General features: G+C 64.9%; 24 protein-coding genes. 12 read left to right on the top strand and 12 right to left on the bottom strand.

What is annotated here, in order from left to right; translation table 11 throughout:
• The first annotated feature begins 133 nt into the window (after positions 1 to 133).
• From GV368_RS09650 to GV368_RS09640, 3 genes are read left to right on the top strand one after another with little or no spacing between them, the layout of a single operon-like run.
• Positions 134 to 1,204 (top strand): EpsG family protein, encoded by a 1,071-nt coding sequence (locus GV368_RS09650; RefSeq protein WP_169116372.1) that lies wholly within the window; start codon positions 134 to 136, stop codon positions 1,202 to 1,204.
• Positions 1,205 to 1,210: 6 nt separating this feature from the next.
• On the top strand, positions 1,211 to 2,350 hold the full coding sequence (locus tag GV368_RS09645) for a glycosyltransferase family 4 protein (RefSeq protein WP_169116371.1): 1,140 nt from the start codon (positions 1,211 to 1,213) through the stop codon (positions 2,348 to 2,350).
• Positions 2,347 to 3,432 carry an MraY family glycosyltransferase gene (locus GV368_RS09640; protein WP_169116370.1) on the top strand — a complete coding sequence of 362 codons (1,086 nt, stop codon included), beginning with the start codon at positions 2,347 to 2,349 and terminating at the stop codon, positions 3,430 to 3,432. Before GV368_RS09645 ends, GV368_RS09640 begins: the two co-directional genes overlap by 4 nt.
• A 19-nt stretch (positions 3,433 to 3,451) precedes the next feature.
• On the opposite strand, the gene GV368_RS09635 is transcribed toward GV368_RS09640, so the two are convergent.
• The 5 genes from GV368_RS09635 to GV368_RS11570 all read right to left on the bottom strand — a co-directional run bounded on the left by GV368_RS09635 (position 3,452) and on the right by GV368_RS11570 (position 6,791).
• Entirely contained in the window at positions 3,452 to 4,435 is a 984-nt protein-coding gene (locus tag GV368_RS09635) for an Rpn family recombination-promoting nuclease/putative transposase (protein ID WP_169116369.1), read from the bottom strand.
• A gap of 145 nt (positions 4,436 to 4,580) precedes the next feature.
• Positions 4,581 to 4,844 (bottom strand): hypothetical protein, encoded by a 264-nt coding sequence (locus GV368_RS09630; protein WP_169116368.1) that lies wholly within the window; start codon positions 4,842 to 4,844, stop codon positions 4,581 to 4,583.
• Positions 4,841 to 5,269 (bottom strand): DNA polymerase III subunit chi, encoded by a 429-nt coding sequence (locus tag GV368_RS09625; RefSeq protein WP_028874759.1) that lies wholly within the window; start codon positions 5,267 to 5,269, stop codon positions 4,841 to 4,843. Before GV368_RS09625 ends, GV368_RS09630 begins: the two co-directional genes overlap by 4 nt.
• Before the next feature lie 8 nt (positions 5,270 to 5,277).
• The gene (locus tag GV368_RS11575) at positions 5,278 to 6,006 is read right to left on the bottom strand and encodes a leucyl aminopeptidase (protein WP_328514256.1); all 729 of its coding nucleotides are present in this window, start codon (positions 6,004 to 6,006) and stop codon (positions 5,278 to 5,280) included.
• Positions 5,928 to 6,791 (bottom strand): M17 family peptidase N-terminal domain-containing protein, encoded by an 864-nt coding sequence (locus GV368_RS11570; RefSeq protein ID WP_206673381.1) that lies wholly within the window; start codon positions 6,789 to 6,791, stop codon positions 5,928 to 5,930. The genes GV368_RS11575 and GV368_RS11570 overlap by 79 nt, the downstream gene beginning before the upstream one ends.
• A 25-nt stretch (positions 6,792 to 6,816) precedes the next feature.
• On the opposite strand from GV368_RS11570, the gene lptF reads away from it, so the two are divergent.
• Positions 6,817 to 7,863, top strand: coding sequence for an LPS export ABC transporter permease LptF (lptF, locus tag GV368_RS09615; protein WP_169116367.1), 1,047 nt, complete (start codon positions 6,817 to 6,819; stop codon positions 7,861 to 7,863).
• Positions 7,860 to 8,939 (top strand): LPS export ABC transporter permease LptG, encoded by a 1,080-nt coding sequence (gene lptG, locus GV368_RS09610; protein ID WP_142804424.1) that lies wholly within the window; start codon positions 7,860 to 7,862, stop codon positions 8,937 to 8,939. The genes lptF and lptG overlap by 4 nt, the downstream gene beginning before the upstream one ends.
• A 79-nt stretch (positions 8,940 to 9,018) precedes the next feature.
• Here the strand turns inward: lptG and rplS are convergent, their stop codons facing one another.
• The 5 genes from rplS to GV368_RS09585 all read right to left on the bottom strand — a co-directional run bounded on the left by rplS (position 9,019) and on the right by GV368_RS09585 (position 11,795).
• The gene (gene rplS, locus GV368_RS09605) at positions 9,019 to 9,417 is read right to left on the bottom strand and encodes a 50S ribosomal protein L19 (protein ID WP_142804425.1); all 399 of its coding nucleotides are present in this window, start codon (positions 9,415 to 9,417) and stop codon (positions 9,019 to 9,021) included.
• A gap of 63 nt (positions 9,418 to 9,480) precedes the next feature.
• Entirely contained in the window at positions 9,481 to 10,248 is a 768-nt protein-coding gene (gene trmD / locus GV368_RS09600) for a tRNA (guanosine(37)-N1)-methyltransferase TrmD (RefSeq protein ID WP_169116366.1), read from the bottom strand.
• A gap of 3 nt (positions 10,249 to 10,251) precedes the next feature.
• Positions 10,252 to 10,764, bottom strand: coding sequence for a ribosome maturation factor RimM (gene rimM, locus GV368_RS09595; protein ID WP_142804512.1), 513 nt, complete (start codon positions 10,762 to 10,764; stop codon positions 10,252 to 10,254).
• Between the two features lie 16 nt (positions 10,765 to 10,780).
• A complete protein-coding gene (gene rpsP / locus GV368_RS09590) occupies positions 10,781 to 11,032 on the bottom strand; it encodes a 30S ribosomal protein S16 (protein ID WP_142809043.1) in 252 nt (83 codons plus the stop codon).
• Positions 11,033 to 11,096: 64 nt separating this feature from the next.
• The gene (locus tag GV368_RS09585) at positions 11,097 to 11,795 is read right to left on the bottom strand and encodes a hypothetical protein (protein ID WP_169116365.1); all 699 of its coding nucleotides are present in this window, start codon (positions 11,793 to 11,795) and stop codon (positions 11,097 to 11,099) included.
• Between the two features lie 232 nt (positions 11,796 to 12,027).
• Between GV368_RS09585 and purL the strand changes: the two genes are divergently transcribed.
• Complete coding sequence (purL, locus tag GV368_RS09580; protein ID WP_169116364.1) at positions 12,028 to 15,948, top strand: phosphoribosylformylglycinamidine synthase; 3,921 nt, start codon at positions 12,028 to 12,030, stop codon at positions 15,946 to 15,948.
• A gap of 38 nt (positions 15,949 to 15,986) precedes the next feature.
• Here the strand turns inward: purL and GV368_RS09575 are convergent, their stop codons facing one another.
• A complete protein-coding gene (locus tag GV368_RS09575; protein ID WP_169116363.1) occupies positions 15,987 to 16,316 on the bottom strand; it encodes a type II toxin-antitoxin system RelE family toxin in 330 nt (109 codons plus the stop codon).
• Positions 16,303 to 16,554 (bottom strand): type II toxin-antitoxin system prevent-host-death family antitoxin, encoded by a 252-nt coding sequence (locus GV368_RS09570; RefSeq protein ID WP_142804432.1) that lies wholly within the window; start codon positions 16,552 to 16,554, stop codon positions 16,303 to 16,305. The genes GV368_RS09575 and GV368_RS09570 overlap by 14 nt, the downstream gene beginning before the upstream one ends.
• A gap of 237 nt (positions 16,555 to 16,791) precedes the next feature.
• Between GV368_RS09570 and rimP the strand changes: the two genes are divergently transcribed.
• The 6 genes from rimP (at position 16,792) to rpsO (ending at position 23,212) form a co-directional block, all read left to right on the top strand.
• Complete coding sequence (gene rimP / locus GV368_RS09565) at positions 16,792 to 17,247, top strand: ribosome maturation factor RimP (protein WP_142804433.1); 456 nt, start codon at positions 16,792 to 16,794, stop codon at positions 17,245 to 17,247.
• Entirely contained in the window at positions 17,244 to 18,716 is a 1,473-nt protein-coding gene (gene nusA, locus GV368_RS09560; RefSeq protein WP_169116362.1) for a transcription termination factor NusA, read from the top strand. The genes rimP and nusA overlap by 4 nt, the downstream gene beginning before the upstream one ends.
• 12 nt (positions 18,717 to 18,728) lie before the next feature.
• A complete protein-coding gene (infB, locus tag GV368_RS09555; protein ID WP_169116361.1) occupies positions 18,729 to 21,554 on the top strand; it encodes a translation initiation factor IF-2 in 2,826 nt (941 codons plus the stop codon).
• Complete coding sequence (rbfA, locus tag GV368_RS09550; protein ID WP_142804436.1) at positions 21,551 to 21,943, top strand: 30S ribosome-binding factor RbfA; 393 nt, start codon at positions 21,551 to 21,553, stop codon at positions 21,941 to 21,943. The genes infB and rbfA overlap by 4 nt, the downstream gene beginning before the upstream one ends.
• The gene (gene truB, locus GV368_RS09545; RefSeq protein WP_169116360.1) at positions 21,915 to 22,877 is read left to right on the top strand and encodes a tRNA pseudouridine(55) synthase TruB; all 963 of its coding nucleotides are present in this window, start codon (positions 21,915 to 21,917) and stop codon (positions 22,875 to 22,877) included. The genes rbfA and truB overlap by 29 nt, the downstream gene beginning before the upstream one ends.
• Positions 22,878 to 22,942: 65 nt before the next feature.
• On the top strand, positions 22,943 to 23,212 hold the full coding sequence (gene rpsO / locus GV368_RS09540) for a 30S ribosomal protein S15 (RefSeq protein ID WP_142804438.1): 270 nt from the start codon (positions 22,943 to 22,945) through the stop codon (positions 23,210 to 23,212).
• The last annotated feature ends 31 nt before the right edge of the window (positions 23,213 to 23,243 follow it).

Genomic DNA, 23,243 nt, shown 5'->3' with positions numbered 1-23,243 from the left:
CGCGATGGCCGATGCCCTGCGGCATCGCGGGCCGGATGATTTGGGAGTGTGGTTCGACGCGCGGGCGGTCCTGTCGGGATCTCGACCGTGGCACTTTTACCCTTGGGACGTGCTGTGATGTTCCAGGCGTGGAATGAGCGCTGGGGCAGGGGGACATGAGGAGATGTGGCCATACTGGTTGCTTTACGGGGTTGGATTGTTGCTGATTCCTGTCCGGGTGCTGGACCGGCGGGCGCAGCTGGTTGTCTGGTCCTTGGTCATTGCCGTTTTTTCCGTGGTCATCGGATTGCGGCATGAAGTGGGCGCAGACTGGGGGAATTACCTCGATTATTTCGAATCGGCTGCGGTTACTCCTTTCTCGGAGTATGTGACCCCCGGACGAGATCCTGGGTACTATCTGATAAACTGGGTCGTCAACCGTCTGGGGGGAAGCATTTATGTGGTCAATGCCCTTTGTGGGCTTTTGTTCATGTCGGGGGTGGTGGCATTCGTCAGACGTCAGCCTTTGCCTTGGTTGGCATTGCTGGTTGCGGTGCCGTATCTCATCATCGTGGTAGGGATGGGATATACCCGGCAGTCCGTGGCTATCGGTTTGTCGATGATCGCCATGGTGGCGCTGCTGGACCGAAAGTGGGGGCGGTTTTTCTTCTGGATGGTGCTTGCGGCATCGTTTCACAAAACTGCGCTTTTCCTGCTTCCTGTGGTTGCCTGGGTAGCGGATCGGAACCGGTTGATGGTTTTGACCGGGGGGGCCATCTCCTTCGTTCTGGCCGGTTATTTTTTTCTTTTTGGTTCCCTCGATCATTTCATGACGACGTATGTCGAAGGAGAGATGGATAGCAAAGGGGCTTTTGTTCGAACGGGGATGAATTTCCTAGCCTCGATCATTTATTTTATTCATGCGAAACGTATCGATCATGTTCCCACGGAAAGAAAATTCTGGGGTTTGATGGCTTTTTTTTCGATGATTTCTTTTCCTCTTTCATTTTTTGCGTCGACGGCGACGGATCGCATGGCTCTTTATTTGTTCCCTTTTCAAATACATGTACTTTCTTTTTGTCCACTGCTTTTTAGGCAAAACGATATTCGCGGGGCGTTTGCCTTCCTTGTTATAGGTTTTTTCGCAGTAGTGCTTGGCGTATGGATGTTTTTTGCCGAGCACTCTTTTGCATGGGTTCCCTATCGGCTCGCCGGTTTCGAGTGACTTTTTATGAGAATATCCCTGATCGGCAACCAGGCATTTTCGCTACTCAATTTCCGCGGCGCGCTCATCCGTGATCTGGTGGCGGCGGGAGTGGAGGTGTTCGCTTTTGCACCCGACTACGACGGGGATGCGCGCGAAAAGGTGCGGGCTTTGGGAGCGGAACCGGTGGATTTTTCCATCACACGTTCTTTGGGAAATCCTGTCCGAGAAGTAAAAGACATCCTCGATTTGGCTCGTACCTTGCGTCGATTGCGTATCGACGTGTGCTTCAGTTTCATCGTCAAGGTTACGATCTACGCGACACTCGCGGCGCGTTTGGCCGGGGTGCCGCGCCGGGTGGCAATGCTCGAAGGGCTGGGGTTTACGTTCATCGAGGAAGAGGGAAAAACTTCCTTGCGCAAGCGATTGATTCGGCAGGCGGTGGTAACGCTTGGCCGTCTATCCCTGCCGATGGCCAAGCCGTTGATCGTGCTCAACCCGGACGATGAGGAAATGGCGATCCGCCTGCGCTGGGCCAAACCCGAGAACGTGGTGTGCCTTGGCGGTATCGGCGTCGACCTCGACCAATGGCGTCCGGCTCCGCCGGTGACGGAGCCAGTGACGTTTCTGCTCGCGGCGCGTCTGCTGCGGGAAAAGGGGATCGTGGAGTACGTGGAGGCGGCGCGGCGGGTGAAGGCGCGTCATCCGCAGGTGCGCTTCGTGCTTTTGGGCGGGCTGGACGACAACCCTGGCGCACTCACGGAGAGTGAAGTGCGGCGTTGGGTGCAGGAGGGGACGATCGAATGGCCGGGGCACGTGCCGGTGCAGCCGTGGCTCGCGCAGGCGAGCGTCTATGTTTTGCCTTCTTATTATCGCGAAGGGGTGCCGCGCAGCACGCAGGAGGCGATGGCAATGGGCCGGCCGGTGATCACCACCGACGCGCCCGGTTGCCGCGAGACGGTGGTCGATGGGGTGAATGGCTTTCTCGTGCCGGTGCGCGACGCGGAGGCGCTTGCGCAGCGCATGCTGTGGTTCGTGGCGCATCCGGAGGCAATCGGGCCGATGGGGGCGCAGAGCCGGCGCCTGGCCGAGGAGCGCTTCGACGTGCGCGAGATCAACCGGCGGCTGATGGCGCTGCTCGGGGTGGAAAGGGTGGAGAGGGAATGAACGTTCTGCTGGTGGCGTTTCTGGTGAGTTTTGTGGTGACGCTGGGGGTGATCCGGCTGCATCGTTTCCACGGGCATCTCTCGGCCGACGACGATTTCTCCGGTGTGCAGAAGTTTCACCGACATTCGGTGGCGCGCATCGGCGGGGTGGGGGTGGCGCTGGGGCTGGTGGCGGTGACAGTGCTGTTATGGTTGGATGGCCGCGACATTGCGCGCGAGTTCGCCCTGTTGCTGGTGGCGGGCATTCCTGCCTTTGCCGGGGGGCTGGCCGAGGATGTCACCAAACGCGTGGGCGTGGGGGCTCGTCTGCTGCTGACCATGGGGGCGGCGGCGCTGGGGTTCTGGCTCCTGGGGGCGGTGCTCACGCGGGTGGACGTGCCGCTCGTCGATGACCTCTTCCGTTATGGGCCGGTGGCGTTGGCAGTGACGGTGGTGGCGGTGGGGGGCGTGGCCAATGCGATCAACATCATCGACGGCTTCAACGGCCTGGCGGGCATGGTGGGGGTGATGATCCTCTCGGCGCTGGGGTACGTGGCCTACGTGCTGGGGGACCACCTGCTGTGGAACGTGTGCATCGCCAGCGTGGGGGCGCTGCTGGGCTTTTTCCTATGGAACTACCCGCGGGGGCTCATTTTCCTCGGCGACGGCGGGGCGTATCTGGTGGGGTTTCTGATCGGCGAGGTGTCGGTGCTGCTGGTGGGGCGGCACCCGGAGGTGTCGGCGTGGTTTCCCATGCTCCTCGTGGTGTATCCGGTGTTCGAGACGGTGTTTTCCATCTACCGCAAGAAGTTCGTGCGGGGGATCTCTCCCGGCGTGCCCGATGGACTGCACCTGCACATGTTAGTATTCCGCCGTATCGTGCGCTGGGCGGGGGGGCGAGAGGCGGAGTCGCTGGTGCGGCGCAATTCGGCCACTTCGCCCTATCTGTGGCTGCTGTGCTCGGCCTCGGTGATCCCGGCCGTGCTCTTCTGGCGGCACACCTACGTGCTGATGGGCTTCACGCTGGGGTTCGCGGTGCTCTACGTCTGGCTGTACCGGCGCATCGTGCGTTTTCGTACGCCGGGGGTATTGCGGCGGGGGTGAGGGTGGAACCAGGCAGCCGTCATCTTCCGAAGACGTCTTCGAGCCGCTGGGCATCGAGCACGCGGTCGGCCCAAGTCTCGAGTTCCTCGCCGGAAGCCGAACGCAGGCGCTGCTGCGCCCACTCGGGTAAGGGACCGAAGCGGCGCGTGAGCATGCGTTGCAGCAAAAGCGCTTCGCCTTCGAGCCGCCCTTCGAGCCGCCCTTCGAGCCGCCCTTCGAGCCGACCCTCGAGTCGGGCCTCGGTCTTGACTTCTCGTTCCCATTGCTTGAATCGTTCGGCCAGTTGCATGGTGATCTCCCCCAGGTCGTGGGCTTCGGGTACGTCCAGTTCCGGACGCAGGTCGCGCAGTAGATATTCTCGAATCCAGACGGTGAGCAGGCGTTCGAGTTCCGCATCGCCGGCAAACCAGCTGTGCAGCGCAGCGGTGAGCCGGGCCAGGTCTTGCGGCCGTTGCTGGCGCTTGAGCCGCATGGTGGCCGCGACCACGTTCTTCAGCCCGGCGAGCGTCTCGTCACTATAGGCGTTCTCGTCGATGAGCACGTAGGACAAGCGCGGCAGGTACTTGGCGAGCGTCTCGGGCGGGTCTTGGGGCAGGAGTTCGGCAATGTCGGTGGCCGCACTCCAGGGTTCTTCGCCGGTATAGAAGACGATGGGCAAAACCGGCGGCAGGCGCCTGCCCTTGATCTGTCCGCCCTTGATGAGGTCCTGATAGAGCAGCCCGACGTAGGTGAGGAGGCGCACGGCCATCCAGGGGTCGACGCTACTCTGGAATTCGATCAGAAGATAGAGATAGAGCCAGTCTTCGCCCGTCTTCACCCGCCAGATGACGTCATCGGCGCGCTCGCGCAGGTCTTCGCTCACGTAACTCGCGGGGACTTTTTCCAGGGTGGTGAAGTCGAGTCGCCCCAGCCCTTCGGCGGGCAGGAACCCTTCGATGAGGTGCTGCACCACCTTGGGTGAGGAGAAGAGGTGCTTGTAGCTGGCATCGTGTCGGGCGTTCATGTCCCCTATTGTAGCCGCATCGGGACCAAAGTTCCTGCGGTTGGGCAGCGCTGTCCTTTTTATTCGCAGTGCTCTACGTCTGGCTGTACCGGCGCATCGTGCGCTTTCTCACGCCGGGGGTGTTGCGGCGGGGGTGAGCCGCTCGTTACTTTGGCGGCCCCTGCTCCAGCTCGAGCTTCAGCCGGGTGAGGACGCGGGTCTGCAGCAATGTCATCTCTTCGGCGAGGATCTGCGGCAGGCGCCGTTCGATCCAGCGCAGCTGAGCTTCAGCGGTGGGGGTGAGGTTCTGGTTGGGCGAGGGCGAGGGGGACGAGGCGCTTGCGGGGGAGGGCGTGTCGACCACTTCCGTGAGGAGCGGCAGGTCGTCGACGGGAAGTGGCGGGGCGGCGGGGTCGTTGGTCGGAGTCATGGGGTCGGGGCCTTGCGGGGGATGGCCTGGACGTCGTGTCCTTCGGCGCGGTAGCGACGAAAACGTTCTCGGGCAGGGGCCTTGTCGTTTTCCTGGGGGCCAACGATCTCCAAAACCCATTCGCTGTTCCGATCCAGCTCGGGATGGGAGCGGGCGAGCTGGATGAGGACGGGGCGCGGCGGGATGGGCGCTTCGGCCGTGAGGAGGACGATGGGGGTTTGCCCGGCGAGCGGCGAGCCGGCGGGGACGTTGGGCAGGAAGGCGCCGGATTCCTGAGTCCAGAGGCGATGGGCGAGGGTGGCGAGCATGGTTTCGTCTTCCAGGCGCACGGCCACTTTTTGCCCGGCGCGGTAGGCGCGGGCGGCGAGCTCGTAGGCGAGCGCGAGCGGCTCGGGCACGTCGTAATAGAAGCGGACGTGCGCCATGGGAGGAGTCAGTCGGCCTGACGCCGGGCGGCGGCGCGCTCGAGGAGGAATTCGACGAGCAGCGGCACGGGGCGGCCGGTGGCGCCTTTTTTCTCGCCGGAGCGCCAGGCGGTGCCGGCGATGTCGAGATGCGCCCAGGGGACGTTTTCCACGAAGCGGGCGAGGAAACAGGCGGCGGTGATGGAGCCGGCGGCGCGGTCGGTGCTGACGTTAGCCACGTCGGCGAAATTGCTCTTGAGCGCTTCCTGGTATTCGTCCCACAGCGGCAGCTGCCAGGCGGGGTCGGCGGCGCGTTCGCCGCTTGCGAGGAGTTCGCGGGCCAGGGTGTCGTCGTTGGCGAGCAGCCCCGTGGCTTCTTTGCCGAGGGCGATGACGATGGCGCCGGTGAGCGTGGCCACGTCGATGAGGCATTCGGGGTGGTATTCGCGCTGGGCGTAGGTGAGGGCATCACACAGGATGAGCCGCCCTTCGGCGTCGGTGTTGAGGATTTCCACCGTGCGGCCGGCGAGCGTGCGCACGACGTCGCCCGGGCGGGTGGCTGTGCCGCTGGGGAGGTTCTCGGTGGCGGGGACGATGGCGACGACGTCGAGCGGGAGCTTGAGCCGGGCGACGGCTTCCAGGGTGCCGAGCACGGCGGCGGCGCCGCACATGTCGAATTTCATCTCGTCCATCTGGGCGGCGGGCTTGAGGCAGATACCGCCCGAATCGAAGGTGACGCCTTTGCCGACGAGGACGATGGGGCGGCGTTTGCGGCGTTTCTCCCGCTGCCGCGGTATTCGGCCACGATGAATTTGGGAGGCGTCTTGCTGCCGGCGGCCACGGCGAGGAAAGCGCCCATGCCGAGGCGTTCGGCATCCTCGCGCTCGAGCACTTCGACTTTTAGATCGTAGACCTTGCCGAGTTCGAGCGCCGTTTCGGCGAGCTTGGCGGGGGTGCAGAGGTTGGGCGGCAGGTTGCCGAGCTCACGGGCGCGCGCCATGCCGGCGGCGATCGCCCGGCCTTCTTCGAGGGCGGCGAGTTCGTTGGGCGTGAGCGGCGTGGGCAGCGGCAGTTCGATGCGATCGGCGCCGCGCGGTTTCTTGCCGTTGGTGGTTTTGGTGGCGTCGTAGGTGTAGGTGGCGTCTTCGAGTGCCGTGGCCAGCCGGCGCAGGCGTTCGGTGAGCGTGGTGCCGGGCACTTCGATCTCGGCGAGCGAGACGACGGCCGTGCCGACGGGGCCGTTGGCGAGCGCGGCGGCGGCAGAGCGCACCGCTTTCATCCAGGCGCGGCGGTCGAGCTTGGCGCGCGGGCCCAGGGAGACGACGTGCAGGCGTTCGGCGTCCAGCCCCGGAAGCGTGGTGTAGGTGTGCAGGCTTCCCGCTTTGTCGAGATCGGTTTCTTCTTTCAGGAGGGCCGAGAGCTTGCCTTTGGTGAGCTTGTCGAGGTGTGTGACGAGCAGGGTGGGTTCGTCGGCGAAGACGGGGAGCACGAAGGAGGTGGCAGGGATTTTTTCGGCGGGTTGGACGTTTATGGTAAATTCCACGGGCTCACTCCTCGTAGTCGATCCGATGATCTTTCGTCGAAGCATTTTAGCCGAGATCGTACAGAACGCGGCGATGGCGGCCTTTGGGCTGCTCGCCGTGGCTCTGACCGTGCTCGTGGTGCGGCTGGTGGGGGAGGCGGCCGGCGGTCAGATTCCGGCCGATCTGGTGTGGACCTTCTTGGGATTGAGCGTGATCGGCCAGTTGCCGCTGGTGCTGGTATTGGGCGGATTCGCTGGGGTGTTGCTGACCATCCAGCGTTTGGCGCGGGATTCGGAGTGGGTGGTTTGGCGTGCGGCCGGGGTGTCGCGCGTGGGTTTTTACGATCCGTTGCTCTTTTTCGCGCTTCCCTTGGCGCTCTTGGTGCTGTGGATCACGATGTGGGTGTCGCCTTGGTCGGAGCGGCAGCGTGCAGAGCTGTTGGCGAGCGCGGCGGCGCGCGACGAGACGCAGAGCGTGGCGCCGGGGGTGTTTCGCGAGTCGGGCGATGGGCGGCGGGTGTTCTTCGTGATGCCGGGCCAGGATGGACGGCAACAGGTGTTCGCGCGCTTGCGGCGAGAGGGGCGCAGTTCCGTGATCTTTGCGGCCGATGCCGAACTTTTCCAGCGGGACGAGGCGCAGTGGGTGCGTTTGCTCGACGGGCGGCGGTACGAAGAAGGGCAGACGCCGTTGGCGTTTCGCATCGAGCAGTTCGAGTGGCAGGAATTGCGTTTGCAGGCGAAAGCGGGCGAGTCACCCAGATTCCGGATGAAGGCGATCCCTTTGCCCGAGTTGCTGGCCGAGCCGGGGCGGCAGGCATTGGCAGAGCTCGCCCGCCGTTTGGGCTTGCCCTTGGCGGTGTTGCTGCTCGTTGCGATGGCTTTGCCGCTGGGTGAGTCGAGTCCGCGTACGAGCAAGGGGTACGCCTTGGTGATGGCCGTGCTCGTGTTCGTGACGTACACGAATTTCATCAGCGTGAGTTACGGGTGGATTGCGCGGGGTCGAATGGAGTTCTGGTCGGGGTTGATGTTGCCGCACGCGCTGGCTGCGTTGGCCTGGCTCGGCTTGATGGTCTGGAGGAACAGACGGGGATGAGCGTGCTGTCACGCTGGATCGTGACGGAGGTGTTGCGGGCCACGGCGGTGGTGACGGCCGTGTTCATCGCACTCTTTCTTTTCTTCGATTTCGTCGATCAGCTCGATGATATCGGACGTGGGGCTTATGGCCTGAAAGAGGCCGCGCTCTATGTCGTGTTGCGGCTTCCGTCTCGTTTGTACGAGTTGCTGCCCATTGCGCTGCTGGTGGGAACGCTGGCGGCGCTGGCGCAGCTGGCGCGGCATTCGGAGCTGGCTGTGCTGCGCGCTTCCGGCATGTCGGTGGGTGGGCTGTGGCGTATCCTCGCCCTGGCGGCGCTGATCCAGGGCGTGATCATTTTCGCGGTGGGGGAGTGGCTGGTGCCTCCGGCGGAGCAGACGGCGCGAAGTTTTCGTTTGCAGGCGATGGGTGGAAGCGATTTTTCCACGGACATGCGCTCGGGCTTGTGGATCCGAGAGGGGGAGGATTTCCTCAACGTGCGTCGCCTGGGGAGTGATGGGCGGCTGCGCGAGCTGGAGATCTATCGTTTCGGGCCGGATCGGGTGATGACGGCGATCGACCAGGTGAAGGAGGCGGAATTCGATCCCGTGCAGGGCGTGTGGCGTTTGAAAGAGGTGCAACGGCGCCGGCTCGCGCCCGAGAGGATCACGGCGGAGTCGCTGCCGGAGCTCGAATGGAGCACGGAGCTCACGCCCCGTGTGCTGGCGGTGCTGATGGTGGAGCCGTACCGCATGAGCATCGGCGCGCTCTACACGTTCAGCAGGCATCTCATACGCAATGGACAGAACGCGGATCGCTATTTGCAGGCCCTGGGACGCAAATTGGTCTATCCGCTGACGGCCTTGGTGATGGTGACATTGGCCTTGCCCTTTGCCTTGGGGCATGCACGAGGCGCTCCGATCGGTTTCAAGGTGTTCCTGGGGACTTTGCTCGGAGTGGCCTTCCACTTGCTCAATTCCCTCGCGGGCAGCCTGGGGGTGCTCGCGGGGTGGTCGCCCTGGTTGGCGGCCGCGCTGCCCGCGATGACTTTCACCTTGCTCGCCCTGGCAATGATGCATTGGGTGGAGCGACGCTGAGGAGGATATGAAAGAAAAAGGCCCGTGCGGGCCTTTTTCCTTTTCCCCGTGCGTTTCGGCGTGGTAGATGCCGGAGGGCTTACTGCTCGGATTGCTGGGCCGCGCCTTCGCGGTTCTTGCGCACGATCTTTTCCTTGATGCGGGCGGCTTTACCGCTGCGCTCGCGCAGATAGTAGAGCTTGGCGCGGCGCACGTCGCCGCGGCGCACGACCTGGATCGAGGCGACCAACGGGGAATAGAGCTGGAAGGTACGCTCCACGCCCACGCCGGAGGAGATTTTGCGCACGATGAAGGAAGAATTGAGGCCGCGGTTGCGGCGGGCGATAACCACGCCTTCGAATGTTTGCAGCCGCTCGCGGTTGCCTTCTTTCACCTTGACCTGCACGGCGACGGTGTCGCCGGCGCGGAAGTCGGGGATGGACTTGTCGGCGGTGAGCCGGGCGATTTCTTCGCGTTCGATCTGTTCGATCAGGTTCATCGGGAGCTCCTGGTAGCAAAAACGCCCCTCGAGGGGGCTGGTTGCGCACAGAGCAGCCGGGTTTCAGGCTGATGTGTCGCGTTTCTCTTCTTGCTCGAGTTCTTCGAGCAGGCGCGATTCTAGCACGGAAAGGGGGCGGGAGGCGAGGAGATCGGGGCGCAACGTCCGGGTGCGGCGCAGGCGTTCCTTGAGGCGCCAGCGTGCGATTGCTTCATGGTTGCCCGAGCGCAGCACTTCGGGCACCGCTCGGCCTTCGAAGACTTCGGGGCGGGTGTAGTGGGGGTGATCGAGCAGGCCGCCGACGTAAGAGTCGGCTTCGGCCGACTGCGCGTCGCCCAGCGCTCCGGGCAATTGGCGGATCACCGCGTCGAGCACGACCATGGCGGCGAGCTCGCCGCCGGTGAGGACGAAATCGCCGAGGGAGAGTTCTTCGTCCACTTCGGCTTCGATCACGCGCTGATCGATGCCCTCGTAACGGCCGCAGAGCAGAATGAAAGAGGGGCGCGCGGCAAGCCGCATCACTTCGGCGTGATCGAGGCGCTTGCCTTGGGGCGAGAGATAGATGACCGGACCGGGGGTGCCGACCGCGCGGAGCTGCTCGGCGCGAGCGTGGCGCAGGGCGGCGGTGAGCGGTTCCGGGCGCATGAGCATGCCGGGGCCGCCGCCGTAGGGGCGGTCGTCGACGCGCCGGTGCGGATCGTGGGTGAAGTCGCGCGGATCGTGCAGCGCGAGTTCATAGAGGCCGCGCTCGCGCGCGCGCCGGGTGACGCCGTGCTCGGTCAGCGCAGCGAACATGGCGGGGAAGATCGTGACGACGTCGTAGCGGCGCATCGACTACCAGTCGGGGTCCCAGTCGACGGTGATGCGGCGCCCGGGGAGATCGACGTCGAGTACGTAGGCGCGCACGAAGGGGATGAGGCGGGTGCGATCGTGCGCTTCGTCGCGTACGGAGAGGACGTCGTTCGCGCCGGTGGCAATCAGCTCGGCGACGCGGCCCAGCGCAGTGCCGCCTTTCGTATACACCTCGGCACCGATCAAATCACCCCAGTAGTATTCGTCTTCTTCGGGCTCGGGCAGGGCCTCGCGCGGCGCACCGATGTACCACCCCTGGTAGGCTTCGGCGGCCGTGCGATCGTCGATGCCGGCAAACTTGACGATGAGCCCGCGGCCGTGCGGACGCAGCTCGGCGAGCGACAGGGTCTGCCAAGATTCCGAGGGAGCATCGGGGGCGGGCGCGACCCACCAATGGGGCATTTCGGCCCAGGAACCGGGGTCGTCGCCGTATGCGTGGAGTTTGAACCAGCCTTTGATGCCGAACGGGGCGACGAGGCGCCCCAGGACGACGATGGCCATGGAGCGAGATTCAGGCGGCGTTCTGGCGCGCTTGTTTGACGAGGCGGCGCACGGTGGGGGAGAGCTGGGCGCCGTGGCTGGTCCAGTAGTCGAGGCGGGCGAAATCGATGGAGAGGCCTTTTTCGTTGCCGGAGGCGAGCGGGTTGTAGTAGCCGACGCGTTCGATGAAGCGACCGTCGCGGCGATTGCGCGAATCGGTGACCACGAGGCTGTAGAAGGGGCGCTTCTTGGCGCCGCCACGGGCGAGACGGATGACGACCATGTGTGTTCCTCGATGTACGGTGGTGATCGAAAACCGCGGATTATACGAGGTTCGAAAGGTCGAATCAATGCCGTTCGATCGAAAGGTGCCGACGTAATCGTTCGGGCGTGGTGTATTCGATCACGGTACGGCCGCGCTCGGTGCGCAGGATGTGGATGCCGCGCTCGGGGTAGAGATAGTGTTGAACCTTGGTTTCTTCCTCGAGCCACTGGTGGGCCGGTGAACCATACCGTTCGCGCAATATGGCCTCGTCGATTTGCGCTTTGGGCAGGAACGTGATGAGGGTGAGGGGAAGCCGGGATAGCCTGGAGAGACTTTCTGGGCCGACCTCGACCTTGCGGGCGCCGCTGGCGGTGGGTTCGGCCCGGCCGTGGCGGGTGAATTCGCGCGAGAGCGCCTCGGGGTCGCCGGAGAACCGGAGGATGAGTTTGCCTTCGATTCGTCCGACGATGAAATCAGGGTAATAGGCTTCGAGCACGGGTGGGTTTCCGGGGCGTTCGAGGATCGCCCACTGACCACCACCTTTGCCGAGGTGTTGAAGAACGTCGGCAACGGTGCTCGAATCGAGGACGAGACCGAAAACGGACGGGCGGCCAGCCTCGTCGAACGTGATGCTCCAGGGGAGTGGAGGCTCTTTCGTCGGGGTCTGGACCGTGGTGGGGGGGTGCCATAAGAGCCGCACCAGCGGGGTGAGTACGATGGCGATCAGGGTGAGCCCGAGGATCCAGTAAAGCTGGCGCACTCGAATCTTTCTTCTGCTCATGTCGATTGGCGTGGCTCCGATCAGAGAGGGTTCGCTGCACGGTGCGGTGTGCCGATCTGCGCCCGTACGCGGGAGGGGGAACATGCGGCTGTCTTGGGCGCTTCGTACCGAGGCTCGGCGCGACGGTCGTTCGAGGCGGCTCCCTTATTCGCCATCATAGACGAAGCCGACCAGGAAATAAAGGGCACGGCAAACGGTATAATTCCCGTTTCCGGTTCGTTGGCGGTCATTCATGAGCGAAATCGTCTCGTTCGCAGGGGGCGCTGCCTGGTCGGCGCCGAGGTTGCAGCGTCTGGCGCGGCGTTTGGCCGCGGCGATCGGCCGGGAGGCGACGCTGTCGGCGCAACAGTGGTTCTGGGCCGAGTGCGACACGCCGCTCGATGCGCTCGCCCGCGGGCGCCTCATGGAGCTCCTGGCGGCGCAGCCGGCGCCGGTGGAGGCGCCGGCGGACGTGCTGGTGGTGCTGCCGCGTTTCGGCACGATCTCGCCGTGGTCCTCCAAGGCCACCGACATCGTGCGCCAGTGCGGGCTTTCGGCGGTGCGCCGGCTGGAGCGGGGCATCGTCTATCGGCTGGAGGGGTTCGGGCGGCTCGCCGCGGCGCAGCGCGCGGCGGTGGAGGCGCTGCTGCACGATCGCATGACGGAATCGGTCGTCCACGACCCGGCCGAAGGGGTGAGGCTCTTTGCGCATTTTCCGCCCAAGCCGCTCGAGACGGTGCCGCTCCTGCGTGAAGGGCGCGCGGCGCTGGAAGCGGCGAACCGCGCCATGGGCCTGGCGCTCTCCGACGACGAGATCGACTATCTGCTCGAAGCCTACCGGCGTATGCGGCGCGATCCGACCGACGTCGAGCTCATGATGTTCGCTCAGGCCAATTCCGAGCATTGCCGGCACAAGATCTTCAACGCTCGATGGATCATCGACGGCCAGGAGCAGGAAAAGTCCCTCTTCCAATGGATTCGCGACACGCACGCGGCGCATCCCGAAGGCACCATCGTGGCCTATGCCGACAACGCGGCGGTGTTCGAAGGGCGTGAGTGCGAGGTGCTGCATCCCGATGCCGACGGCGTGTGGCGCGCCCACCGTGAGCGCATGCATTTTCTCGGCAAGGTCGAGACGCACAATCATCCGACGGCGATCTCGCCTTTCCCGGGTGCGGCCACGGGCGCGGGCGGCGAGATCCGCGACGAGGGGGCCACCGGCCGCGGGGCCAGACCCAAGGCAGGGCTTGCCGGGTTCACCGTCTCCAACTTGCATTTGCCCGACTTCGAGCAACCCTGGGAGCGCGCTCATGGGCGACCGGGGCGCATCGCTTCGCCCTTGGAGATCATGATCGAGGGGCCGATCGGGGCGGCGGCGTTCAACAACGAGTTCGGCCGCCCCAATCTCGCCGGTTATTTCCGTACCTTCGAGCTCGAAGTCGACGGCGAGGTGCGCGGCTACCACAAGCCCATCATGATCGCCGGCGGGGTGGGGGCGATCCAGGCGCGGCAGGCGAAGAAAGTCGGTTTCGCGCCGGGCACGCTGCTGATCCAGCTCGGCGGGCCGGGGATGCTGATCGGCCTGGGCGGCGGGGCGGCCTCTTCGGTGAGCGCGGGCACGAACGAGGCGGAGCTCGACTTCGCCTCGGTGCAGCGGGGCAACCCGGAGATGCAGCGCCGCTGTCAGGAAGTGATCGACCGCTGCTGGCAACTCGGCATCGACAATCCCATTCTCTCCATCCACGACGTGGGCGCCGGGGGGCTGTCGAACGCCTTGCCCGAGCTCGTCGATGGGGCCGGTCTGGGTGCGCACATCGAGCTGCGCGAAATCCCGATCGAGGAGCCGGGCATGAGCCCGCGCGAGATCTGGTGCAACGAGGCGCAGGAGCGCTATGTGTTGGCCGTGGCGCCGCAGCAGCTCGAGCGCTTTGCCGCCATCTGCGCGCGCGAGCGTTGTCCCTTCGCGGTGGTGGGCGAGGCGAGCGAGGACGGCATGCTCGTCGTGCACGACCGGCTCTTCGGCAACGATCCGGTGCACATGGAGATGGAGACGCTGCTCGGCAAGCCGCCGAAGATGGTGCGTAGCGTCTCACGCCGGGCGATCCACCTTTCTCCCTTCGATCTCACGCCGATCGCGCTCGACGAGGCGATCGAGCGGGTGCTGGCGCTGCCGTCGGTGGCGAGCAAGAAGTTCCTCGTCACGATCGGAGATCGCACCGTCGGCGGCTTGACGGCGCGCGACCAGCTGGTGGGGCGCTGGCAGGTGCCGGTGGCCGACGTGGCGGTCACTTCGGCCGATTTCACGGGATACGCGGGCGAGGCTTTCGCCATGGGCGAGCGCACGCCGCTTGCCTGCGTCGATCCGGCCGCCTCGGGGCGCATGGCGGTGGGTGAGGCGATCACCAACCTCGCCGCGGCCGACGTGGCCGAACTCTCGCGGGTGAAACTCTCGGCCAACTGGATGGCGGCGGCGGGGCACCGCGGCGAGGATGCGCGGCTCTACGAGACGGTCGCGGCCGTGAGCCGTTTCTGCCAGAGCGCGGGGTTCGCGATTCCGGTGGGCAAGGATTCGCTCTCCATGAAGACGGCTTGGCGCGAGGCCGACGGCAGCGAGCGCGAGGTGGTCTCGCCCGTGTCGCTCATCGTCACGGCATTTGCTCCGGTCGAGGACGTGCGCCGCACGCTCACGCCGGAGCTCGTGCGCGAGGGCACGAGCGAGACGGAATTGGTGCTGATCGACTTGGGCGAGGGGAAAAACCGCCTGGGAGGCTCGGCGCTCGCCCAAGTGTATGCCTCGGTGGGCGAGCAGGCGCCCGACGTGCGCCCCGAGACGCTGACCGGATTCTGGCACGCGCTGCGGGCACTGCGCGCGCGCGGCCTGGTGCTCGCTTACCACGACCGCTCCGACGGCGGCTTGCTCGCCTGCGCCGCCGAGATGATGTTCGCCTCAGGCTGCGGCCTTTCGCTGCAGCTCGACACAGTGGCGATCGCGGGCGCTTGCCTGGACGTGGATTCGACCAAGCGATCCGACACCGTGCTCGGACGGCGCAACGACGCGGTGCTCTCGGCGCTCTTTGCCGAGGAGCTGGGGGCGCTCATCCAGATCGAGCGCGACCGGCGCGAGGAGGTGCGCGAGATCCTGCGCGAACACGGCCTCGCGCATCATTTCGTCGGCACGCTGAACGATCGCGACGAACTGCGCCTGTGGCACGGCGGACAGCTCCTCTACGCCGCCCAGCGCACGGCGCTGTGGCAGCGCTGGAGCGAAGTGAGCCGGCGCATCGCCCGCTTGCGCGATGACGAAACCTGCGCCGAGGAAGAGTTTGCCGCGCTCGCCGATGCCGAGGACCCCGGCCTTTCCTGCGCGCCCACTTTCGAGGTGGGCAAGGCGCCCATGGTGGCAAGCGGCGCGCGCCCGCGCGTGGCCATCCTGCGCGAGCAGGGGGTCAATAGCCACGCGGAAATGGCCGCGGCATTCTCCCGGGCCGGGTTCGAGGCCGTGGACGTGCCGATGACCGATCTCATCGCCGGCCGGCGCCGGCTCGAGGAATTCAAGGGAATCGCCGCCTGCGGCGGGTTTTCCTATGGTGACGTGCTCGGAGCCGGGGCGGGTTGGGCCAAGGCCATTCTCTACAATGAAACGCTGCGGGCGCAGTTCGCGGCGTTCTTCGCGCGCGAAGACAGCTTCGCTCTGGGGGTGTGCAACGGCTGCCAGATGATGGCGCAGCTCGCCCCCATCATCCCCGGGGCGGCGCACTGGCCGCGTTTCGTGCGCAACCGCAGCGAGCAGTTCGAGGCGCGCTTCGTGATGGTGGAAGTGCTCGAGAGCCCTTCCATCTTCTTCGCGGACATGGCGGGCAGCAGATTGCCCATCGTCGTGAGCCACGGCGAGGGGCGTACCGAGTTCGCTTCGTCCGAACAGGCTGCCAAGGCGATCGCGACGCTGCGCTACGTCGATCACCGCGGCGCCCCTACCGAGCGCTATCCGTTCAATCCGAACGGCTCCGCGGGCGGCACCACGGGCTTCACCACGCCCGATGGTCGATTCACCATCCTCATGCCACACCCGGAACGCGCTTTCCGCACGGTGCAATGGTCTTGGGCGCCGGCCGGCCTGGGCGAGGAATCGCCGTGGTTCCAACTCTTCCTCAATGCCCGTCGCTGGGTGGGGTGAAAAAGCCGCGAGCGCGCGCCATCGCAGAAGGGATGGCACTACCGATCTGCAATCAGTCGCTCGATGGCCGCGCGATAGACCACCATGTCCTCGCGCTTGGCGATGGCCAGCACCAGCACGACCAGAGCATCGTCCTCGACCTGATACACCAGTCGGTAGCCCTGCTTGAGCAGTTTGATCTTGTAGCAGTCGCGCAGATCCCCGTGCAATTCCGCGCCGGGGACGCGCGGCTGCTCCAGACGCTTCTCGAGTAGTTTCTTGAAGACGGCTTTGAGGCTGCCGTCCAGGGCGTTCCATTCCTCCAGCGCTGCGGGCAGAAACTTCAGGCGATATTTCGTTGCCCCGGACGAAGGATCAGAGCTCGTCAAGATCCACCTCGACGGCGCTGTCCTTCATGGCCAGACGTCGGCGGGCTAAATCGACCAAATCGCGGTCGGCCAACTCTTCGACCAGCGCCTCGAAGAGCTTGGGAGTGATCAGGTAGAAGGCTGGACGGTTGTGGTTGAGTACCGCCACGGGCTTCTCGCCCGCGGCGCGCAGCACCCGTGCCGGGTTGCGCTTGAACTCGGACATGCTGATGGAGTAGTTGGCGTAGATTGCATCCATGATGCGTTCCCCTCAAAGTAACGGCTACGAATATGGCTCTAAATATAGCGCTTTTTCGAGAAGTGTGGGGCGTGTCGATCTAATATCTTGTAGAAACACCCTCTCTTGTAAAAACCCCCTCGATGGTGCTATAGTTCATCATCTCGTCCGGGCAAACTTGCTAAGTTGCCCGGATTTCCGGTTGGTAAGCAAACGGAAATGGGCTCTTCTGGCCCATTTTTTTTTCTCGGGTGAAACATGGTGGATCTGGAAGCCTTGGTCGAGCAGGTGGTCTCAGGCATGGGGTTCGAGCTCGTCGATTTCGAAGTCTCGCCCCGGGCGCGCATTCTGCGCGTGTTCATCGACATCGAGCGCGGTGTCACCGTCGACGACTGTGCGGCGGTGAGTGATCAGCTGCAGCGCGTGTTCGAGGTCGAGGACATCGACTACGACCGTCTGGAAGTCTCCTCGCCGGGGTTCGACCGGGTGCTGAAGAAACCACGCGATTTCGCCCGTTTCGTCGGTTCCCAGGTCCAGCTCAAGCTGCATGAGCCCTGGCAGGGGCGCAAGAATCTGAAAGCGGAACTGCTGGGTATCGAAGAGGATCGGGTGCGCGTCTCGAGCGACCTGGGAGAACATGAATTCGCGTTGGCGGAGATCGACCGGGCCCGCCTCGTCCCCCAATTCGACGGTTTCGGAGGTAAGAAACGATGAGTCGCGAACTGCTGTTGTTGGTCGATGCGCTGGCCCATGAAAAGAACGTCTCCAAGGATGTCGTCTTCGCTGCGCTGGAAGCGGCGCTCGTCTCCGCCACGAAGAAGCATCTCCACGAAGACGCCGACGTGCGCGTGGAGATCGACCGTTCCACCGGCACGTACCGCGCCTGGCGGCGTTGGTTGGTGTTGCCCGATGCCGAAGTGACCAACGACGAGCGCGAGATGGGGCTCATCGACGCGCGCGAGATCGATCCCGACATCCGCGTGGGCGAATACTACGAGGAAGAGATCCCGGTGCAGGATTTGGGGCGGATAGGGGCGCAGACGGCCAAGCAGATCGTGCTGCAGAAGATTCGCGACGCCGAGCGCGAGCAGATCCTCGAAGAATTCCTCTCGCGCAAGGAAACGCTCGTGTCCGGTACCATCAAGCGCATGGAGCGCGGCAACGCCATCGTCGAGATCGGTCGGCTGGAAGCGCTCCTGCCGCGCGAGCAGATGATTCCGCGCGAGGCGCTGCGCGTCGGCGACCGCATCAAGGCGGTGGTCATCCGCATCGACCGCAGCGGCCGCGGGCCGCAGCTGATCCTCTCGCGCACCTCGCCCGAGTTGGTCGTCAAGCTCTTCGAGCTGGAGGTGCCGGAGATCGAGGAGGGGCTCATCGAGATCAAGGGCTGCGCCCGCGACCCCGGTCTGCGCTCCAAGATCGCCGTGCATTCGAAGGATCCGCGGCTCGATCCGGTGGGTACCTGCGTGGGCATGCGCGGCTCGCGGGTGATGGCGGTCCGCAACGAGATCGCCCAGGAACAGATCGACATCATCGTCTGGTCGCCCGATCCGGCGCAGTACGTGATCGCGGCGCTGCAGCCGGCCGAGGTGCTCTCCATCGTGGTCGATGAAGAAAAACACGCCATGGACGTGGTGGTCGACGACGCGAACCTCGCCATCGCCATCGGCCGCGGCGGCCAGAACGTGCGGCTCGCCTCCGAGCTCACCGGTTGGACCATCAACCTGATGAGCCAAGCCGAATCGCAGCAGAAACAGGAAGAGGAACGGCAAGCTTTGCGCGCTCTCTTCATGGAGAAACTCGACGTGGACGAGGAGCTTGCCGATCTGCTGATCGACGAGGGCTTTTCCTCGCTCGAGGAGATCGCCTATGTGCCGCTCTCCGAAATGCTGGCGATCGAGGGCCTGGACGAAGAGACGGTGCAGGCGCTGCGCGAACGCGCCCGCACGGCGCTGCTCTCGGAAGCGATCGCCATCGAGGAGGCGATCGAACAGGTGGAGCCTGCACTCCTTGAGCTCGAAGGGATGGACAAGGATCTGGCCGTGAAGCTCGCTCGCCAGGGCATCACCCGGCTCGACGATCTCGCGGAACTGGCGAGCGACGAGCTCGCCGAATTGACCGGCATCGACCATGAGCGCGCCGCCGATTTGATCACCAAGGCGCGCGCCCATTGGTTCGAGTAAGGGGACAGCAAGATGGAAACGAAAAACGTCAAAGAATTCGCCGAAGAGCTAGGGCTCGACGTACAACGCTTGCTCGACCAATTGCAGCAGGCGGGCGTAGAGAAGAAGAGCGCCGAAGATGGCATCACGGCCAAGGACAAGGCGCAACTGCTCGCTTTTCTCAAACGTCAGCACGGCGAAGGCGGCAGTGGCAAGATCACGCTCACTCGCAAGGAAACCTCCGCCCTGCGAGCCACCGATGCCCAGGGGCGCGCACGTACCGTGCAAGTCGAGGTGCGCAAGAAGCGGGTGCTGGTCAACCGCGACGAGCTGCTCGCCAAGGCGAAGGAGGAGCAGGCCAAGCTCGAGGCGGCGCTGAAGGCGACCACAACGGTCGAATCGGCTCCGTCGGCGCGTCCGGCGCCTTCTGCCGAAACGATCTCCCCCGTGCCCGCCGAAACGACCGAGCCCGAGATGGTTGAAGTTACGGCGAGCGAGGAGCGCGCGGACGCCGCGCAGGAAGTGACGACTTCGAAGCCCCCGGCTCGAGCCGCCGCACCGGAGGCTCCTCCCGTCGCCGAGTCGAAGGCGACCGAGCCCCCATCGGCACCCGAGCCCGAGCGGACCGCGACGCCGCTCGAGCCCAAACCTCAGCCATCCGCGGCATCCATCTTGCCCCCTGAAGAGATCGCACGCCGAGAGGCCGAAGCCAAGCGTCAGGCCGAGCTGCGTGCCCGCCAGGAGGCCGATCTGCGCGCCAAGCGCGAACGCGAGCTCGCTCGTCAGGCACGCGCGCAGGCTCAGCTGCGAGAGGATGCGGCGAAGGCCGAAAAAGCAGCGACTGCCACTGCCGAGGCGGCTCTCGGCACGGCCAAACCAGCGACGGAAGAGCGTCCGACCCTGCACAAGGTGAAGGACAAAGAGAAGAAGGTCGAGAAAAAAGTCGAAGAACGGGCACCCAAACGCGGCGGGCTCAAAGTCCGCGCCCTCGACGATGGCAGCGCCGGCTGGAAGGGAGGTGGCAAGGGCGGGAAGGCGGGCAAACGCGCTCCCCGGGGGACGGAATCACGTTCCCAACAATTCCAGGCGCCCACCGAACCGATCGTGCGCGAAGTCCATGTGCCCGAGACCCTCACCGTGGCCGAGTTGGCGCACAAGATGTCGGTCAAGGCCACCGAGGTCATCAAGACCATGATGAAGATGGGCATCATGGCCACCATCAACCAGGTCATCGACCAGGAAACGGCCATGATCGTGGTCGAAGAGATGGGGCACAAGGCCGTGCCCGCCCGTCTGGACGAACCGGATGCCTTCCTCGAGGAAGTCGGCGAGCAGCACTACGAAGAAAAACCGCGTCCGCCGGTGGTCACCGTCATGGGTCACGTCGACCACGGGAAAACGTCGCTGCTCGACTACATCCGCCGCACCAAGGTGGCTGCGGGCGAGGCGGGCGGCATCACGCAGCACATCGGGGCGTATCACGTGGAAACGCCGCGCGGCACCATCACCTTCCTCGACACGCCGGGTCACGAGGCCTTCACGGCCATGCGGGCGCGGGGTGCGCAAGCCACCGACATCGTGGTGCTGGTGGTGGCCGCCGACGACGGGGTGATGCCGCAGACGCGCGAGGCGATCCACCACGCGCGTGCCGCCGGCGTGCCCATCATCGTTGCCGTCAATAAGATCGACAAGCCAGAGGCCAAGCCCGAGCGCGTGCGGCAAGAGCTCGTGGCCGAAGGCGTGATCCCGGAAGAATACGGCGGTGACACCATGTTCTACAATGTCTCGGCCAAGACGGGGCAGGGGATCGACGAGCTGCTCGAAGGCATCTTGCTGCAGGCCGAGGTGCTGGAGCTCAAGGCGCCGGCCGAAGGCCCGGCCAAAGGGATCGTGCTGGAGGCACGCCTCGACAAAGGGCGCGGCCCGGTGGCCTCCGTGCTGGTGCAAAGCGGCATGCTGCGCAAGGGCGACGTGGTGCTCGTCGGTTCCACCTGGGGGCGTGTGCGGGCCATGCTCGACGAAACCGGCAAACCGGTCGACTCGGCCGCACCTTCGATGCCCGTCGAGATCCTGGGCTTGGAAGACGTGCCGCAGGCGGGCGAAGAGTTCGTGGTGCTGCCCGACGAGCGCAAGGCGCGTGAGATCGCCCTCTATCGCCAGGGCAAGTTCCGCGAGGTGAAACTCGCCAAGCAGCAGGCGCTCAAGCTCGAGAATCTCTTCGAGCAGATGAGCGAGGGCGAGGTGAAGACGCTGCCCATCATCATCAAGGCCGACGTGCAGGGTTCCCTCGAGGCGCTCAAGCAGTCGCTGGAGAAACTCTCCACCGACGAAGTCAAGGTGCAGGTCATCCACGGCGCCGTGGGTGGCATCAGCGAGAGCGACGTCAACCTCGCTCAGGCGTCCAACGCCATCATCATCGGCTTCAACGTGCGCAGCGACGCCAGCGCGCGCAAGCTCGCCGAGAGCTACGGTGTGGACATCCGCTACTACAACATCATCTACGACGCGGTCGACGAGATCAAGGCGGCCTTGAGCGGCATGCTCTCGCCCGAGCGTAAGGAAGAGATCATCGGTCTGGCCGAGGTGCGTCAGGTCTTCCGCGTGCCCAAGGTCGGTACCGTGGCGGGCTGCTACGTGCTCGAAGGCACGATCAAGCGCGGCGCCAGAGTGCGCGTGTTGCGTGACAACGTCGTCATCCACGAGGGCGAGCTCGATTCGCTCAAACGCTTCAAGGAAGACGTGCGCGAAGTCAAGGCCGGCTACGAATGCGGCCTGTCGGTCAAGGGCTACAACGACATTCGGGAAGGCGACCAGATCGAAGTGTTCGAAGTGCGCGAAGTGGCGAGGACCTTGGCATGAAAGGCGGCAATCGGACCCGCCTGCCGCGGGTGGCCGAGGGCATCCGCGAAGAATTGGCCGAGCTGATCGCGCGGCAGGTGAAGGATCCCCGTGTGGGCTTCGTCACCATCACCGCCGTCGACGTGAGTCCGGATTTCGCGCACGCCAAGGTGTATGTGTCCACGCTCGCCGATCCGGCCACCATCCCGGAGCTCCTCGAGGGGTTGCAGCACGCGGCGGGGTTCCTGCGCCGCGAGCTCGGCCGGCGTCTGCACATCCACACTATCCCACAGCTCACCTTCGTCTACGACGAGTCGATCGAACGGGGACTGCGCCTGGCGCATCTCATCGACGAGGCAGTGGGCAAGGAACCGGGAAAGGATGGCGAGGGCGAAGACCGTGGTGCTTGACGGCGTGGCGCTGCTCGACAAGCCCGAGGGGCTCACGGCGAACGCCGCGCTGCAACGGGTGCGCCGTGCCTTGGGGGCGGCGAAGGCGGGGCATACCGGTACGCTCGACCCCATGGCGACCGGCCTCATGCTGCTCGCTTTCGGCGAGGCGACCAAGTTCGCCCAGCGCTGGCTGGAAGCCGACAAGGTCTATCTCACTCGCGTGCGTTTTGGGGTGGCCACCTCTACGGGGGACGCCGAAGGAGAGGTGATCGCCCGCGCCCCGGTTTCCTTCGGCGCTGGAGCGGTGCAGGAGGTGCTGCCGCGTTTTCTCGGCACCATCGAGCAAGTGCCGCCCATGGTCTCGGCGCTGAAGCACGAAGGCAAGCCGCTCTACCGCTACGCCCGCGAGGGGGTGACGATCGAGCGTGCGCCCCGGCCGGTGACGATCCACGAGCTGCGTCTCGTGGAGTGGGACGAATCCCTCGCGGCGGCCACCCTCTATGCCCGCGTCGGCAAGGGAACGTACATCCGCACGCTCGCCGAAGACCTCGGCGCAGCGCTGGGGGTGCCCGCGCACATCGATCGGCTGCGACGCCTGGCGATCGGCCCCTTTTCGGTCGAGAAGGCGAGAACGCTCGCCGAATGGGAGGAAGCGGGAGCGCAAGGGCGGGAATGGCTGCTGCCGCCCGATGCCTTGGTGGCAGACCTGCCGCGGGTCGAGCTGGATGCGACCCGAACCCTGGCTTTTCTTGCCGGACAGCGCATCGCCCGTGCCGCGCTTGGGGATTCCCGTTCCTCTGGCATGGTGCGCGTCTATGGGGCACGCGAGGAGGGAATCCCCATTTTCATCGGTTTGGGGGAATGTGACCCGGTGCGGGGCTTGTCCCCGAAGCGCGTCATTGCTAATATAACGCCGCCTTCGTCGCGTGTTCCGGTCATCCCGGCCGAATGATCCCTTCCGGGTCGCGGCTCGTTTTTCATTTTTTGCGTTCAGATTCACGAGAGAGAACCACATCCATGGCGCTAGACAACGCAACCAAAGCCCGCATCATCGCGGAATACAAACGCGGCGACAACGACACGGGTTCGCCCGAAGTGCAGATCGCATTGCTCACCGCCCGCATCGAAGGGCTGCAGCCGCATTTCAGCGAACACAAGAAAGATCATCATTCCCGCCGGGGTCTGTTGAAGATGGTGTCGCAGCGCCGTCGGCTGCTCGACTACCTCAAGCGCACCGAACCCGAGCGTTACCTCGAGCTCATCAAGCGGCTCGGCCTGCGTAAGTAATTCCCTCTTCCGGGCCGATCGCTGTCGTCCG

The organism is Tepidiphilus baoligensis, assembly GCF_012911495.1.
Lineage (GTDB): Bacteria > Pseudomonadota > Gammaproteobacteria > Burkholderiales > Rhodocyclaceae > Tepidiphilus > Tepidiphilus olei.
The sequence above is the reverse complement of the archived record's forward strand: the minus strand, read 5'-3'. Positions and strand labels throughout refer to the sequence as shown.

Excerpts from the sequence above, each read along its gene's own strand:
- GV368_RS09650 (WP_169116372.1), top strand. The coding sequence starts at position 134 with ATGAGCGCTGGGGCAGGGGGACATGAGGAGATGTGGCCATACTGGTTG.
- GV368_RS09645 (WP_169116371.1), top strand. The coding sequence starts at position 1,211 with ATGAGAATATCCCTGATCGGCAACCAGGCATTTTCGCTACTCAATTTC.
- GV368_RS09640 (WP_169116370.1), top strand. The coding sequence starts at position 2,347 with ATGAACGTTCTGCTGGTGGCGTTTCTGGTGAGTTTTGTGGTGACGCTG.
- GV368_RS09635 (WP_169116369.1), bottom strand. The coding sequence starts at position 4,435 with ATGAACGCCCGACACGATGCCAGCTACAAGCACCTCTTCTCCTCACCC.
- GV368_RS09630 (WP_169116368.1), bottom strand. The coding sequence starts at position 4,844 with ATGACTCCGACCAACGACCCCGCCGCCCCGCCACTTCCCGTCGACGAC.
- GV368_RS09625 (WP_028874759.1), bottom strand. The coding sequence starts at position 5,269 with ATGGCGCACGTCCGCTTCTATTACGACGTGCCCGAGCCGCTCGCGCTC.
- lptF (WP_169116367.1), top strand. The coding sequence starts at position 6,817 with ATGATCTTTCGTCGAAGCATTTTAGCCGAGATCGTACAGAACGCGGCG.
- lptG (WP_142804424.1), top strand. The coding sequence starts at position 7,860 with ATGAGCGTGCTGTCACGCTGGATCGTGACGGAGGTGTTGCGGGCCACG.
- rplS (WP_142804425.1), bottom strand. The coding sequence starts at position 9,417 with ATGAACCTGATCGAACAGATCGAACGCGAAGAAATCGCCCGGCTCACC.
- trmD (WP_169116366.1), bottom strand. The coding sequence starts at position 10,248 with ATGCGCCGCTACGACGTCGTCACGATCTTCCCCGCCATGTTCGCTGCG.
- rpsP (WP_142809043.1), bottom strand. The coding sequence starts at position 11,032 with ATGGTCGTCATCCGTCTCGCCCGTGGCGGCGCCAAGAAGCGCCCCTTC.
- GV368_RS09585 (WP_169116365.1), bottom strand. The coding sequence starts at position 11,795 with ATGAGCAGAAGAAAGATTCGAGTGCGCCAGCTTTACTGGATCCTCGGG.
- purL (WP_169116364.1), top strand. The coding sequence starts at position 12,028 with ATGAGCGAAATCGTCTCGTTCGCAGGGGGCGCTGCCTGGTCGGCGCCG.
- GV368_RS09570 (WP_142804432.1), bottom strand. The coding sequence starts at position 16,554 with ATGGATGCAATCTACGCCAACTACTCCATCAGCATGTCCGAGTTCAAG.
- rimP (WP_142804433.1), top strand. The coding sequence starts at position 16,792 with ATGGTGGATCTGGAAGCCTTGGTCGAGCAGGTGGTCTCAGGCATGGGG.
- nusA (WP_169116362.1), top strand. The coding sequence starts at position 17,244 with ATGAGTCGCGAACTGCTGTTGTTGGTCGATGCGCTGGCCCATGAAAAG.
- infB (WP_169116361.1), top strand. The coding sequence starts at position 18,729 with ATGGAAACGAAAAACGTCAAAGAATTCGCCGAAGAGCTAGGGCTCGAC.
- rbfA (WP_142804436.1), top strand. The coding sequence starts at position 21,551 with ATGAAAGGCGGCAATCGGACCCGCCTGCCGCGGGTGGCCGAGGGCATC.
- truB (WP_169116360.1), top strand. The coding sequence starts at position 21,915 with ATGGCGAGGGCGAAGACCGTGGTGCTTGACGGCGTGGCGCTGCTCGAC.
- rpsO (WP_142804438.1), top strand. The coding sequence starts at position 22,943 with ATGGCGCTAGACAACGCAACCAAAGCCCGCATCATCGCGGAATACAAA.